This is a genomic window from Pseudomonas sp. MF6396 (assembly GCF_002018915.1).
Taxonomy (GTDB): Bacteria; Pseudomonadota; Gammaproteobacteria; order Pseudomonadales; family Pseudomonadaceae; genus Aquipseudomonas; species Aquipseudomonas palmensis.
On the sequence record NZ_MVOK01000004.1, the window covers coordinates 271,300 to 284,979 of the forward strand.

General features: G+C 65.3%; 14 protein-coding genes. 3 read left to right on the top strand and 11 right to left on the bottom strand.

Annotated features, from left to right (window positions below; translation table 11 throughout):
• Nucleotides 1-6 precede the first annotated feature (6 nt).
• Together MF6396_RS06050 and MF6396_RS06055 are read right to left on the bottom strand one after the other, a co-directional pair.
• On the bottom strand, nucleotides 7-951 hold the full coding sequence (locus MF6396_RS06050) for a hypothetical protein (RefSeq protein WP_043863500.1): 945 nt from the start codon (nucleotides 949-951) through the stop codon (nucleotides 7-9).
• Nucleotides 944-1,495, bottom strand: coding sequence for a hypothetical protein (locus tag MF6396_RS06055; protein WP_078479883.1), 552 nt, complete (start codon nucleotides 1,493-1,495; stop codon nucleotides 944-946). Before MF6396_RS06055 ends, MF6396_RS06050 begins: the two co-directional genes overlap by 8 nt.
• A gap of 166 nt (nucleotides 1,496-1,661) precedes the next feature.
• On the opposite strand from MF6396_RS06055, the gene MF6396_RS06060 reads away from it, so the two are divergent.
• Entirely contained in the window at nucleotides 1,662-2,669 is a 1,008-nt protein-coding gene (locus tag MF6396_RS06060) for an AI-2E family transporter (protein ID WP_054916161.1), read from the top strand.
• Nucleotides 2,670-2,713: 44 nt separating this feature from the next.
• Here MF6396_RS06060 and MF6396_RS06065 read toward each other — a convergent pair whose 3' ends face one another.
• The 3 genes from MF6396_RS06065 to MF6396_RS06075 are packed head-to-tail and all read right to left on the bottom strand — an operon-like array spanning nucleotide 2,714 to nucleotide 5,856.
• Nucleotides 2,714-3,652 (bottom strand): hypothetical protein, encoded by a 939-nt coding sequence (locus MF6396_RS06065; protein ID WP_078479884.1) that lies wholly within the window; start codon nucleotides 3,650-3,652, stop codon nucleotides 2,714-2,716.
• A complete protein-coding gene (locus MF6396_RS06070; RefSeq protein ID WP_078479885.1) occupies nucleotides 3,649-4,563 on the bottom strand; it encodes a hypothetical protein in 915 nt (304 codons plus the stop codon). Before MF6396_RS06070 ends, MF6396_RS06065 begins: the two co-directional genes overlap by 4 nt.
• 27 nt (nucleotides 4,564-4,590) lie before the next feature.
• Nucleotides 4,591-5,856: an Hsp70 family protein gene (locus MF6396_RS06075; protein WP_043863495.1), complete on the bottom strand. Its 1,266-nt coding sequence runs from the start codon at nucleotides 5,854-5,856 to the stop codon at nucleotides 4,591-4,593.
• A 166-nt stretch (nucleotides 5,857-6,022) separates the two neighbouring features.
• Between MF6396_RS06075 and cbpA the strand changes: the two genes are divergently transcribed.
• Both cbpA and MF6396_RS06085 read left to right on the top strand, forming a co-directional pair.
• The gene (gene cbpA, locus MF6396_RS06080; protein ID WP_043863494.1) at nucleotides 6,023-6,985 is read left to right on the top strand and encodes a curved DNA-binding protein; all 963 of its coding nucleotides are present in this window, start codon (nucleotides 6,023-6,025) and stop codon (nucleotides 6,983-6,985) included.
• A gap of 2 nt (nucleotides 6,986-6,987) precedes the next feature.
• A complete protein-coding gene (locus MF6396_RS06085; RefSeq protein ID WP_043863493.1) occupies nucleotides 6,988-7,293 on the top strand; it encodes a chaperone modulator CbpM in 306 nt (101 codons plus the stop codon).
• Nucleotides 7,294-7,392: 99 nt separating this feature from the next.
• Here MF6396_RS06085 and MF6396_RS06090 read toward each other — a convergent pair whose 3' ends face one another.
• The 6 genes from MF6396_RS06090 to urtA form a co-directional block, all read right to left on the bottom strand.
• Nucleotides 7,393-7,914: a GNAT family N-acetyltransferase gene (locus MF6396_RS06090; RefSeq protein WP_078479886.1), complete on the bottom strand. Its 522-nt coding sequence runs from the start codon at nucleotides 7,912-7,914 to the stop codon at nucleotides 7,393-7,395.
• Between the two features lie 32 nt (nucleotides 7,915-7,946).
• On the bottom strand, nucleotides 7,947-8,645 hold the full coding sequence (urtE, locus tag MF6396_RS06095; protein WP_043863491.1) for an urea ABC transporter ATP-binding subunit UrtE: 699 nt from the start codon (nucleotides 8,643-8,645) through the stop codon (nucleotides 7,947-7,949).
• 91 nt (nucleotides 8,646-8,736) lie between these two features.
• Nucleotides 8,737-9,597 (bottom strand): urea ABC transporter ATP-binding protein UrtD, encoded by an 861-nt coding sequence (urtD, locus tag MF6396_RS06100; protein WP_167400197.1) that lies wholly within the window; start codon nucleotides 9,595-9,597, stop codon nucleotides 8,737-8,739.
• Nucleotides 9,594-10,673, bottom strand: a complete 1,080-nt coding sequence (gene urtC / locus MF6396_RS06105; protein WP_043863489.1) for an urea ABC transporter permease subunit UrtC — start codon at nucleotides 10,671-10,673, stop codon at nucleotides 9,594-9,596. Before urtC ends, urtD begins: the two co-directional genes overlap by 4 nt.
• On the bottom strand, nucleotides 10,673-12,175 hold the full coding sequence (gene urtB, locus MF6396_RS06110; RefSeq protein WP_043863488.1) for an urea ABC transporter permease subunit UrtB: 1,503 nt from the start codon (nucleotides 12,173-12,175) through the stop codon (nucleotides 10,673-10,675). Before urtB ends, urtC begins: the two co-directional genes overlap by 1 nt.
• Before the next feature lie 127 nt (nucleotides 12,176-12,302).
• Nucleotides 12,303-13,568 carry an urea ABC transporter substrate-binding protein gene (urtA, locus tag MF6396_RS06115; RefSeq protein ID WP_043863487.1) on the bottom strand — a complete coding sequence of 422 codons (1,266 nt, stop codon included), beginning with the start codon at nucleotides 13,566-13,568 and terminating at the stop codon, nucleotides 12,303-12,305.
• Nucleotides 13,569-13,680: the final 112 nt, after the last annotated feature.

Genomic DNA, 13,680 nt, shown 5'->3' on the forward strand with positions numbered 1-13,680 from the left:
TGAGGCTCAGTCGCGTGCCGGCAGGCCCACATACACCAGCCGGTCCACGCCCTCGCCAAAGAAGAACGAGAACGGCCGCCCCAGTGCGTCCATGCGCTGGTTGCACTCGGCGTGCAGTTCCCGGGCACGCGCATGGGTCATCTCGGCCATCGGCGCCGATACCAGTGGCGGGCCGATCACGAAGTGCAGGTGAATGTTGTCGGGGTTCAGGTAGTCGAGCCAGTTGCGGGTGCTGAACGCCACCTGCAGGGTGCCGTTATCGACCAGTCGGCGCAGCGCCGCGTCTTCGAACTGCAGGTGCACTGGCACCTGGGCAGCCTGGAAGTCGCGGTTGCGCACGTGCAGCAGGCCCTGACGGCCCGAGCCGAGCTCGCCTGGCCCGGTGGCGAGCATGTAGAACGGCAGTGTCGGAGTCATGCCGGCCTCCAGGGTGCAGAGCATCTGGTCATCGGCCTGCGGCAGCACCTTGAGGTAGGGGTTGCTGTGCGGCGGGGTACCGATGCCCTGGCCAAGGGCAATGTGCAGGTTCTGCGGGGTCAGCACGGTGGTGTCGAAGTGACGCGGCGGCGCGCCGGTGCCCTGGCGCTGGCCGGTCAGCCCCTGGGCCTGGTCGGCGTCGAACCGCAGCTTCATGTTCAGGGTCACCGCATTGCGTGCCGGGATGATGGCTTCGAACACCTCGCGAATCTCGTCCAGCTGCTGTGGGCTCAGTGAGTCGTCCGTCAGGCGCAGGTGCACCACCTTGTCGTTGTACTCGTCCATCTCCATCACCAGGCTGTCGGTGGGGATGTGGTGCGCGGCCAGCAGCGCGAAGATCGATTCGCGGTAGCTGTAATGCACGTCCCGGCTGTAGTACAGGTCGCCCACCGGCGCCTGGAAGTGCAGCACCAGAAAGTCCTTGTCACAGCCTGCGAGCAACAGCGCGAGCGCGCACAGCAGTACCTTACGCATGGGGTTCCTTGGCCGTGTCGGCGTGTTCCTGCTGCGGCAGCAGGCGAGGCTGCCACAGGCGCAGGGTTTCGATGAGGGTGGGCCGACCATTGACGCTAAGAATGATGGCCACGCCCCGGCTGAACATCACCTCCACCTCGTTGTGCGGGTCGGTCTTTTCCTCGATGTCCTCCAGCGGCATGTGCACCGCGATGCCCTGGATGCGGTGGTGTATTTCGCCGAAGTGCTGCAGCGAGTAGCCCCAGGTGTCCAGCGGGCCTTGCAGGCGGTACACCGCGGCGCGCTTGCCGGTGACGTGGGCCAGTTTCTTCCAGGGCAGGTCGGTGGTGCCGACCAGCTTGCGCAGCATGTAGGCCGGGCCGCCGAGAAACGCCAGGGCCTCGCGCTCGCCGTCGTTCAGCTGGCGTATCGGGGTGGCGCGGCGCAGGTACCTGACGCGGTTGAGCCAGGTCATGAAGAACGTCCAGAAGATCGGCGTGATGCGCCAGACAATCAGCACGCAGAGAATCGGCACCAGTATTTCGAGGATATCTTTTTCGCGCATGCACGCTCCTGCGATTGCGCATGGGCGCGCGGTCATTCCGTGAGGGCGGGCATCATAGAAAGATTGCCCTGGCAACGCCAGCGCGCCGCGCCCCGCGTGCCCCTATGCCTGCTCGTAGAAGGCTGGCAGACTGCCGTCTTTGTGGTCTTTCTGCCTCCGAGGTTGTATGACATTTACCCAGCGCCAGATCGTCCTGGCGAGTTGGCTCATCGTGTTCACCGGGTTGCTGCTGGCGCTGCCGCTCAAGCTGCTGCCCAGCCTGCTGGCCGGCCTGCTGGTGTTCGAGCTGGTCAACATGCTCACGCCCAAGCTGCAGCACCTGATTGCCGGGCAGCGTGCGCGCTGGGTGGCGGTGGCGTTGCTGGGCACGCTGATCGTGAGCGTGCTGAGCCTGCTGTTTGCCGGGGCCATCAGCTTTCTGCTGCACGAGGCGGAGAATCCCGGCGCGTCGCTGGACAAGTTCATGCTGCTGGTGGACCAGGCGCGCGGGCAGTTGCCGCCGTTCATCGACGCCTACCTGCCGGCCAGTGCGGCGGAGTTCAAGGTGGCCATCGGCGAATGGTTGCGCACCCACCTGGCCGACCTGCAACTGGTGGGCAAGGGCGCGGCGCACATGTTCGTGACCTTGCTGATCGGCATGATCCTGGGCGCCATCGTGGCCTTGCAGCGCATCCCCGACCTGACCCAGCGCAAACCGCTGGCCGCGGCCTTGTTCGAGCGCCTGTCGCTGCTGGTGCAGGCGTTTCGCAACATCGTGTTCGCGCAGATCAAGATCTCGCTGCTCAACACCGCCTTTACCGGGGTATTCCTGGCGGTGGTGCTGCCGCTGTTCGGGGTGCACCTGCCGCTGACCAAGACGCTGATCGTGCTGACCTTCCTGCTGGGGCTACTGCCGGTGATCGGCAACCTGATGTCCAACACGCTGATCACCATCGTCGGCCTGTCGCTGTCGATCTGGGTGGCGGTGGCGGCGCTGGGCTACCTGATCGTGATCCACAAGGTCGAGTACTTTCTCAATGCGCGCATCGTGGGCGGGCAGATTCGCGCCAAGTCGTGGGAGCTGCTGCTGGCGATGCTGGTGTTCGAGGCGGCGTTCGGCTTGCCGGGCGTGGTCGCGGGGCCGATCTACTATGCGTACCTGAAGAGCGAGTTGCGCCGGGCCGAGCTGGTGTAAGGCCGACGGGCCTCTTCGCCAGCCTTGCTGGCGAAGAGGCCAACTCATTTCTGTGGATAAGTGACCGCTTCCACCCGATCCAGCCCCGCACCCATGAAGAAGGTGTACGGCCGCCCGAGCTTCATCTGCTCGGCGTAGCACTGGCTGTTCAGCGCCTTGACCCGATAGTCGATCTGGTAGGCACGCATCAGCTCGTGCTCGCCCAGGTCCGCCAGCTTGAACGCGATGCTCAGGCTCTTGCGGTTCTGCTCGTCAGCCGGCAGCAGCGCGAGTTCACCCTTGTCGACCTGCTGCTGCAGGCTGGCCTGCTTGAAGCGGTAGCGGGCACTCACCTTCCACAGGCTGAAGGCATTCGCTTCGCCTGTTTCGGCAAACTCCAGCACCACCCGCTGCGGGTCATCGCCCTTGGCCGCGTAGACGTCGGTCATGCCCGGGTAATACTGGCGCGGGCTGATGTACAGCAGGCAACTGACCTCGGCCTGCACCTGTTCGTTGACATCCATCGTGGTGCCCGGCCATTGCTCCGGCATCGCGGCCACCGTGCTCACTTCGTCGCCCGGTTCGGCGGGCAGGGTGAACGAGGCGGGCATCGCCTCCAGGGCCTGCAGCTGGCTTGGGGTCAGGCGCTGGCGCTCGGCGGCGGTGGGTTGCAGGGTGACTTCGATAGCGAAGGTGACAGCGTTGCGCGCCTGCACGATGTCCTCGAACAGCCCGCGCAAGGCGGCCTGCTGCTGTTCATCCAGCGGTTGCAGCAGCACCACATGCACCAGGCGCTTGTCCTCGGCATCCACGTCGAAACGCAGGCGCTTGGGGTCGACCTGGCGCTGTTCGAGGGCCTCGCCGATCATCTGCAGGTTGATCGGGTCCAGCCCCCAGCGGGCGGTGCCGACGTCGGTCTGAAAGCGCACGCTCATGAATGTTTCATCGCCGCAGCCGCCCAGCAGCAGCGCGCTCGACAGTGCCAGGGTTCTGGCCAGGTTCATTGGGTTTCTTCCTTGTAGGTCACCGATTCGAGCCGGTCCAGGCCGTCCCCGACCCGAAAGCTCAGGGGGCGTGGCAAGTGGTTGGCAGCGCTTTCGCACGAATGGATCAGCTGCGAAGCATTGGGTTGCAACGGAAAACTGCGGTACAGCCGCTGTTGCCCCAGGTCCGAAAAGCCCAGCATCACCACCAGTGGGTCCACCGACAGGTAGTTCGGCTCGACGAGCCACAGTTCGCCTTTGTCGATCCTGCCTTGCAGGCCGGCGTCGGTCAGCCGGTAATGCGCCGGGTAGTGCGCTTCGCCCAGCTCGACGCTGACCTGATTGGCCGTGTCCAGCGTCATCTGCCACAGGCCGGTGATGCCTTCCGGCAACGGCTTTACCGGCAGCGCCTGCAGTTGGCAGGTGACCTTGGAGTTGATGCGTTCGGTCACGTCCCGCGGCACGTTGTCGTCGTCCCTGGGCATCAGCGCCATGGTCAGCACCGTCGGGCTGAGCTCCAGCGGGATCAACAACGGTTGCGGCAGCGCGTCGATCCGCTGGCGCTCTGCCGCGCTCAGGGCCTGGCGTTGCTCGGGGGTGATGTCCAGGGTGAGTTCGATCTGCAGCGTGTTCGCCGCGCGTGCCTGCAGGATCTCGTCGAATGGTTCGCGCAACGCCTTGCGCTGCGCCTCGCTCAGCGGCTGCAGTTCCCTCACGTACACCAGGTGTTGGTCTTCGAGGTCGACCCGCCAGCGCAGGCTTTTCGGGTCGATCTGGCGTTGCACCAGGGCCTCGTAGATCATCTGCTGCTTGCGCGCGTCCAGGCCGGTGCCCGACGAGCCGGCCGAGTCCTCGAAGCGCAGGGTCATCAGGTCGTCGTTGCAACCGGCCAGCAGCAAGGCGCTGATCAGCGCCAGGGGTTTGAAACTCATCTGTTCACGTCCTTGTGGGGCGGCGGGCTAGCCGTAACGCTTGCGGGCTTCGATCGCCAGGCCGCTACCGATGCTGCCGAAGATGTTGCCCTCGACGTGGCGCGCGTTGGGCAGCATGGCCGCCACGCTCTGGCGCAGGGCAGGGATGCCGCTGGAGCCGCCGGTGAAGAATACCGTGTCGACCTGCGCCACCCCTACACCGGCCTTGTTCAGCAGCTCGCCGACGCTGCCACGCACACGTTCGAGCAGGCTGTCGATGGACGCCTCGAACAGCGCACGGGTCAACTCCACACTCAGCTCGGGCTGCACGCGCTTGAGGTCGACCAGGCGGCTGTCGCTGTGGGTCAGCTCGATCTTGGTGGCTTCCACTTCCATCGCCAGCCAGTGCCCGGCGCGCTGTTCGATCAGCTTGAACAGGCGGTCGATGCCGTCGGTGTCCTCGATGTCGTAGCGCATGCTGCCCAGCGCCAGCTGGGATTTCTGCGAGTACACCGAGTTGATGGTGTGCCAGGTGGCCAGGTTCATGTGGTGGCTGGTGGGCATGAAGGCACCGCTTTTCATGCGGCTGCCATAGCCGAACAGCGGCATCACGCCCTGCAGGCTCAGCTGCTTGTCGAAGTCGGTACCGCCGATGTGCACGCCACCGGTGGCCAGGATGTCGGCGTGGCGGTCATCGAGCATGTGGCGCTCGGGGGCCAGGCGTACCAGCGAGAAGTCCGAGGTACCACCGCCGATGTCGACGATCAGCACCAGCTCTTCGCCCTGGATGCTCGACTCGTAGTCGAAGGCTGCGGCGATTGGTTCGTACTGGAACGACACGTCCTTGAAGCCGATCTTCTTCGCCACCTCGGCCAGGGTGTCTTCGGCCTCCTGGTCGGCGGCCTGGTCGTCGTCGACGAAATGCACCGGGCGGCCCAGCACCACCTCGTCGAAGTCGCGCCCGGCATTGGCCTCGGCGCGCTTCTTCAGCTCGCCGATGAACATGCCCAGCAGGTCCTTGAACGGCAGCGCGGTGCCCAGCACGCTGGTGTCGTGCTTGATCAGCTTGGAGCCCAGCAGGCTCTTGAGCGAGCGCATCAGGCGGCCTTCGTAGCCCTCCAGGTACTCGTGCAGGGCCAGCCGGCCATAGACCGGGCGCCGCTCCTCAATATTGAAGAACACCACCGAGGGCAAGGTGATCTTGCCGTCTTCCAGGGCAATCAGCGAATCCACGCCGGGACGGTGCCAGCCGACGGTGGAATTGGAGGTGCCGAAGTCGATACCGCAGGCGCGGGCCGGGGATGCGTGACTCATGGGTGTGCTTCCGGGGGAAAAACGGCCGCGCAGTTTATGCCAGCCATCGGCAGAATCAAGACCGAATATCTGCTCGACAGCAATCCTTTGTCCGACTTGAAAGGCTATGCTTGACCCCAATCTTCACAGCAGTGATGCATTCGATAACCGATGGTGAATCGTAAAGATGGACTTCAAAGACTATTACAAGATCCTTGGCGTAGAGCCCACGGCGGATGAAAAGGCGATCAAGACCGCCTACCGCAAGCTTGCGCGCAAGTATCACCCGGACGTCAGCAAAGAGCGCGACGCCGAAAACCACTTCAAGGAAGTGAACGAGGCCTATGAGGCCCTGAGCAGCCCTGAAAAGCGCGCCGAATACGACGAGCTGCGCAAGTACGGCCAGCACGGCCGGCCCTTCCAGGGCCCGCCGGGCTGGGAAAGCCGTGGCGGTGGCGGTGGCGGTGCCGACTTTGGCGGCGGCGACTTCTCGGACTTCTTCAGTTCCATTTTCGGCTCGGCCGGACGTGGCAACGGCAACCCCTTTGGCCGTGGCCAGCAACGCAGTGCCGGTCGGCGAGGGCAGGACGTGGAAATGGAACTGGCGATTTTCCTCGAGGAAACCCTGGCCAACGAGTCGAAGAAGATCAGCTTCCAGGTGCCGCAGTACAACGCGGCCGGGCAGCGCACGGGCGACACCACCAAGACCCTCAACGTCAAGATCCCTGCCGGGGTGACCGACGGCGAGCGCATCCGCCTCAAGGGCCAGGGTGCACCGGGCGTGGGCGGCGGCGCCAATGGCGACCTGTACCTGATCATTCGCCTGGCACCCCACCCGCTGTTCGATGTCGAAGGTCATGACCTGATCATCACCGTGCCGCTGGCACCGTGGGAGGCTGCGCTGGGCACCAAGGTCGAGATGCCGACCCTGACCGGCAAGGTCAACCTGACCATCCGCCCCGACAGCCAGAGCGGCCAGCGCCTGCGCATCAAGGGCATGGGCCTGAGCAACAAGCAAGGCCAGCGTGGCGACCTGTATGCGCAGCTGAAGGTGGTGATGCCGACGCAATCGAGCGCCGAAGCCCGCGAACTGTGGACCAAACTGTCGGAGAAGGCCGGGTTCAACCCGCGAACTCAATGGAGTAAGTGACCATGAGCAGTACCCTGATCGTTCAACTGGACATGCGAACCCTTTGTCAGGAGGCCGATGTACCGGCAGCCTACGTGATCGAGATCGTCGAGCACGGCATCGTTGAACCTTCGGGGCGAACGCCGGAGGAATGGGTGTTCGACGACCGTGCCCCGGTGCTGGCCAAGCGCGCGGCCAAGCTGCACCAGGAGCTGGAACTGGAGTGGGAAGGGGTGGCGCTGGCGCTGGAGCTGCTGGAGGAAGTGAAGCAGTTGCGCAGTGAGAACTCGATGTTGAAGCAGCGCCTGGGAAGGTTTGTGCAGGGCTGACCGGCCCAATCGCGGGTCAAGCCCGCTCCCACCGATACGCCGTTGGCCTCCAAGCCAGCGCTGTACCTGTGGGAGCGGGCTTGACCCGCGATGAGGCCCTCAGCCCTGTGGGGGCTGCGCCCCCGGTGCCAGCATCAGTTGCATGAAGGTCAGGTCCAGCCACTTGCCGAACTTCACCCCCACTTGCGGCATCTGTCCGTTCAGGGTGAAGCCCAGCCGCTCGTGCAGGCGGATCGACGCCGTATTGCCGCTCTCGATCGCCGCCACCATCACATGCTTGCCACAGCCCCTGGCACGCTCGATCAGCGCCTGCATCAGCAACGGCCCCAGGCCCTGGCCGCGCTGGTCGCTGCGGATGTACACCGAATGCTCCACGGTGTGGCGAAACCCCTCGAACGGGCGCCAGTCGCCGAACGAGGCATAGCCCAGCACGTCCCCTGCCTCATTCACCGCCACCAGAATCGGATAACCCTGCCCCTGGCGCGCCGCGAACCACGCCTGGCGATTGCCCAGGTCGACCGTCTGCTCGTTCCAGATCGCCAGGGTGTTGAGCACCGCATCGTTGTAGATATCACGGATGGCCGGCAGGTCGGCGTGCACGGCGTCGCGGATGTGGTTCATGACAGGCTCTCGAAACGGGACAGGCGCACAGATTAAATCGTAACCAGGCCGCGTACACCTTCGGCCTCCATGTTTTCCCCGCGGCCCTGCTGCACGATCTCGCCGCGGGACATCACCAGGTACTGGTCGGCCAGCTCGGCGGCAAAGTCGTAGAACTGCTCCACCAGCAGAATCGCCATGTCGCCACGCGCGGCCAGTTGGCGGATCACCGCACCGATCTCCTTGATCACCGATGGCTGGATGCCTTCGGTGGGCTCGTCGAGAATCAGCAGGCGCGGGCGGCTGGCCAGGGCGCGGCCGATGGCCAGTTGCTGTTGCTGGCCACCGGACAGGTCGCCGCCGCGGCGGTGTTTCATCTGCAGCAGTACCGGGAACAGTTCGTAGATGAAGGCCGGCACCTCCCGCGCCTGGCTGGCGCCGAAGCGTGACAGGCCCATCAGCAGGTTCTCCTCCACCGTCAGGCGCGGGAAAATCTCGCGGCCCTGGGGCACGTAGGCGATTCCGGCGTGCACGCGCTGGTGCGGCTTGAGCGTGGTGATGGCCTGGCCCTCCCAGTGCACGCTGCCTTCGCGGGCGGGCAGCAGGCCCATCAGGCAGCGCAGCAGGGTGGTCTTGCCCACGCCGTTGCGGCCCAGCAGGCAGGTTACCTCACCGACCTTGGCCTGGAACGACAGGCCGCGCAGGATGTGGCTGCCGCCGTAGTACTGGTGCAGGGTGTCGATTTTCAGCATGTACCTTGTCCTTTTTTGTCTGTACCGGCAACGCCGGCTCCTACAAGAACCGCGGTGTCTCTGTAGGAGCCGGCGTTGCCGGCGAAGCTTTTCAGCGCCCCAGATAAACCTCGATCACCCGATCATCGGCCTGCACCTGTTCCAGCGAACCCTCTGCCAGCACGCTGCCCTGGTGCAGCACCGTCACATGGTCGGCAATGCTGCCGACAAACCCCATGTCGTGCTCCACCACCATCAGCGAATGCCGGCCGGCCAGGCTTTTGAACAGCTCGGCGGTGAATTCGGTCTCGGCGTCGGTCATGCCCGCCACCGGTTCGTCCAGCAGCAGCAACTGCGGGTCCTGCATCAGCAGCATGCCGATCTCCAGAAACTGCTTCTGCCCATGGGACAGCAACCCCGCCGGGCGCTGCGCCGACCCGGTCAGGCGAATGGTCTGCAGCACCTGGTCGATACGGTCGCGCTGTTCGCCGCCGAGTCTCGCGCACAGGCTGGCCCACACCGACTTGTCGGCCTTCTGCGCCAGTTCCAGGTTTTCGTACACGCTCAAGGCCTCGAACACCGTCGGCTTCTGGAACTTGCGCCCGATGCCGGCCTGGGCGATCTGCACCTCGCTCATGCGCGTCAGGTCCAGGGTCTCGCCGAACCAGGCCTTGCCGGTGGTGGGGCGGGTCTTGCCGGTGATCACGTCCATCAGCGTGGTCTTGCCCGCCCCGTTGGGCCCGATGATGCAGCGCAACTCGCCCACGCCGATGTACAGGTTCAGCGCATTCAGCGCCTTGAAGCCGTCGAAGCTCACGCTGATGTCCTCCAGCGTCAGCACCGTGCCGTGGCGCACGTCCAGCCCCGGCTGGCGTGCCTGGCCCAGGCCGATGGCATCGCGACCGCTGCCGGCGTCGATGATCGGTTCGAGCATGAACTCGGGGTGTACGGCAGGCAGCGGTACGCTTCTCATTGTTCACCCCTTTTCTTCAGCAGGCCGACCACGCCTCTGGGCAGGTAAAGCGTTACCAGAATGAACAGCGCACCGAGAAAGAACAGCCAGAACTCGGGGAACGCCACGGTGAACCAGCTCTTCATGCCATTGACCACGCCGGCGCCCAGCAGCGGCCCGATCAGCGTGCCGCGCCCGCCCAGGGCTACCCACACGGCGGCCTCGATGGAATTGGTGGGCGACATCTCGCTGGGGTTGATGATGCCCACCTGCGGCACGTACAGCGCACCCGCCAGGCCGCACAGCACGGCGCTCAGCACCCACACGAACAGCTTGAAGCCGCGCGGGTCGTAGCCGCAGAACATCAGGCGGTTCTCGGCGTCGCGCAGCGCCGTGAGCACGCGCCCGAACTTGCTGCGCGCCAGGCGCCAGCCCAGGTACAGGCTGCCCGCCAGCAAGGCCACGGTGAGCAGGAACAGCACCGCGCGGGTGCCCTGGGCGGTGATCTCGAAACCCAGGATGCTGCGAAAGTTGGTGAAGCCGTTGTTGCCGCCAAAGCCGGTCTCGTTGCGAAAGAACAGCAGCATGCCGGCAAAGGTCAGGGCCTGGGTCATGATCGAGAAGTACACGCCCTTGATCCGCGAACGGAACGCGAAGTAGCCGAACACCAGCGCCAAAAGCCCCGGCGCCAGCACCACCAGGCACAGTGCCCAGGCAAAGTGCTGGGTGCCGGCCCAGTACCACGGCAGCTCGCTCCACGACAGAAAGGTCATGAACGCCGGCAGGCCGTCGCCGGCCGCTTCGCGCATCAGGTACATGCCCATGGCGTAGCCGCCCAGGGCGAAGAACAGGCCATGGCCCAGCGACAGCAACCCGGCGTAGCCCCACACCAGGTCCAGCGCCAGGGCAACGATGGCGTAGCACAGGATCTTGCCCACCAGGGTCAGGGTGTAGGCCGACACCTGCAGGCTGTGGCCGGCTGGCAGCAACGACAGCAGTGGCAGGGCGATCAGCACCAGCAGCACCAGGGCGCCGACGGCCAGGGTCAGGCGCGGGCCGGCCTTTTGTGTAGCAGTGACAAGCAGTGGCTGGTTCATCAGTCGATTACCCGTCCCTTGAGGGCGAACAGGCCTTGCGGACGCTTCTGGATGAACAGAATGATCAGCGCAAGGATGAGGATCTTGCCTAGCACCGCACCGATCTGCGGCTCCAGCAACTTGTTGGCTATGCCCAGGCCGAACGCGGCCCACAGGCTGCCGGCCAGTTGCCCGACGCCACCGAGCACCACCACCAGGAACGAGTCGATGATGTAGCTCTGGCCCAGGTCCGGGCCGACGTTGCCGATCTGGCTCAGGGCCACGCCGCCAAGGCCGGCGATACCCGAACCCAGGCCGAAGGCGAGCATGTCCACGCGCCCGGTGGGCACGCCGCAGCAGGCGGCCATGTTGCGGTTCTGGGTGACGGCGCGCACGTTCAGGCCCAGGCGGGTGCGGTTGAGCAGCAGCCAGGTGAGCAGCACCACGCACAGGGCGAAACCGATGATCACCAGGCGGCTGTAGGGCAGCACCAGGTTGGGCAGTACCTGCAGGCCGCCGGAGAGCCAGGCCGGGTTGGCCACCTCGACGTTCTGCGCGCCGAACAGCAGGCGGATGGCCTGGATCAGGATCAGGCTGATGCCCCAGGTGGCCAGCAGGGTTTCCAGCGGGCGCCCGTACAGGTGGCGGATCACCGTGCGTTCGAGCAGCATGCCGACCCCGGCACTCACACCGAAGGCCACCGGCAGTGCCAGCAGTGGGTAGAAGTCCAGCGCGCCGGGGGCGTAGCGCTGCACCAGCACTTGCACCACGTAGGTGCTGTAGGCGCCGAGCATCAGCATTTCGCCGTGGGCCATGTTGATCACCCCCAGCAGGCCGAAGGTGATCGCCAGGCCCAGGGCTGCCAGCAGCAGGATCGAACCCAGCGACAGCCCGCTGAAGGCCTGGCCGAGCAGCTCGCCGATCAGCAGCTTGCGCTTGACCTGGGCCAGGCTGGTTTCGGCGGCGGTGCGCACCGTGGGGTCGGTTTCCACACTGGGGTCGAGCAGGCTTTCGAGGCGGGTGCGGGCCATCGGGTCGCCGGTTTCGCCCAGCAGGCGCACGGCGGCCAGGCGTACGGCGGGGTCTGTCGCGACCAGTTGCAGGTTGGCCAGGGCCAGGCCCAGGGCTGCGTGCACGGCGGCGTCGGGCTCGCTGGCAAAGCGCCGGTCGAGGAAGGCGACCTGAGCGGGCTGCGCGCTTTTCTGCAGTTGCTGGGCGGCGGCCAGGCGGACCCTGGCGTCATCGCTGAGCAGTCGATGGCTGGCCAGGGCGTTGTCCACCAGGCCGCGCAGGCGGTTGTTCAGGCGCAGCTTGCGGCTGTCGTCCGGGCCCAGGCGGCCTTGCTGCAGCGAACTCAGCAGTTCGAGGCGCGCGGGGTCGGGTTGCGCCGCCCAGCCCTGCAGCAGGCTGGCCTGCTCGTTGGGCTTGGCGGCGATGAAGTAGTCGGCGTCGCCAGCGGCCCGGGCTGCCAGAGGCAGCAGCAGGAGCAGGGCGAGCAACAGCGAGTGGAGTGCCTTGGGCATGGCGGCTTCCTCGAAAGGTTAGGTGACTGTCAGGGCCTCTTCGCGGGTCAAGCCCGCTCCTACAGAGTTCGGTGATCCCTGTGGGAGCGGGCTTGACCCGCGATGGGCCGCACGGCGGCCCCCTGCCTCAGTTGCCTTTCACGGCATAATCCGGCCGCTTGTCGTTGCCCGGAATGAACGGGCTCCACGGCTGCGCGCGCAGCGGCTGCTCGGTCTGCCACACCACGCTGAACTGCCCGTCATCCTGGATCTCGCCGATCATCACCGGCTTGTGCAGGTGGTGGTTGGTCTTGTCCATGGTCAGGGTGAAGCCCGACGGCGCCTTGAATGTCTGCCCCGCCAGCGCCTCGCGCACCTTGTCCACATCGGTGCTCTTGGCCTTTTCCACCGCCTGGGCCCACATATGGATGCCCACATAGGTGGCCTCCATCGGGTCGTTGGTCACTGCCTTGTCGGCGCCCGGCAGGTTCTTCGCCTTGGCATAGGCCTTCCAGTCGGCCACGAATTGCGTGTTGACCGGGTTGTCCACCGACTCGAAGTAGTTCCACGCCGCCAGGTGCCCCACCAGCGGCTTGGTGTCGATGCCGCGAAGCTCCTCTTCACCCACCGAGAACGCCACCACCGGCACGTCGGTGGCCTTCAGGCCCTGGTTGGCCAGTTCCTTGTAGAACGGCACGTTGGAGTCGCCGTTGACGGTGGAGATCACCGCCGTCTTGCCCCCGGCCGAGAACTTCTTGATGTTGGCCACGATGGTCTGGTAATCGCTGTGGCCGAACGGGGTGTACACCTCCTCGATGTCCTTGTCGGCCACGCCCTTGCTGTGCAGGAACGCACGCAGAATCTTGTTGGTGGTGCGTGGGTACACGTAGTCGGTGCCCAGCAGGAAGAAGCGCTTGGCCGCGCCACCGTCCTCGCTCATCAGGTATTCCACCGCCGGTATCGCCTGCTGGTTGGGCGCTGCCCCGGTGTAGAACACGTTGGGCGACATCTCTTCACCTTCGTACTGCACCGGGTAGAACAGCAGCCCGTTGAGTTCCTCGAACACCGGCAGCACCGACTTGCGCGACACCGAGGTCCAGCAGCCGAACACCACCGCGACCTTGTCCTGGGTCAGCAACTGGCGGCTCTTCTCGGCGAACAGCGGCCAGTTGGAGGCCGGGTCGACCACCACCGGCTCCAGCAGCTTGCCGTTGACCCCGCCCTTGGCGTTGATCTGCTCGATGGTCATCAGGGCCATGTCCTTGAGCGAGGTCTCGGAGATCGCCATGGTGCCCGACAGCGAATGCAGGATGCCGACCTTGATGGTCTCGGCGGCCTGGACCGTCCAGCTCAGGCCCATCGCGGCAATCGACGCGCTGAGGGTGAATGCCTTGATCAGACTGCGACGCTTCATAGTGCTCTCTCCATGGGATCGAATGGTTCTGCTGGGCAGACCGCGACTTTGCGCAGAGAGCTTTAGCAAGGGCTGTGCCGATGTCGTACACAGGCTTGCCAGCGGCGTGTTC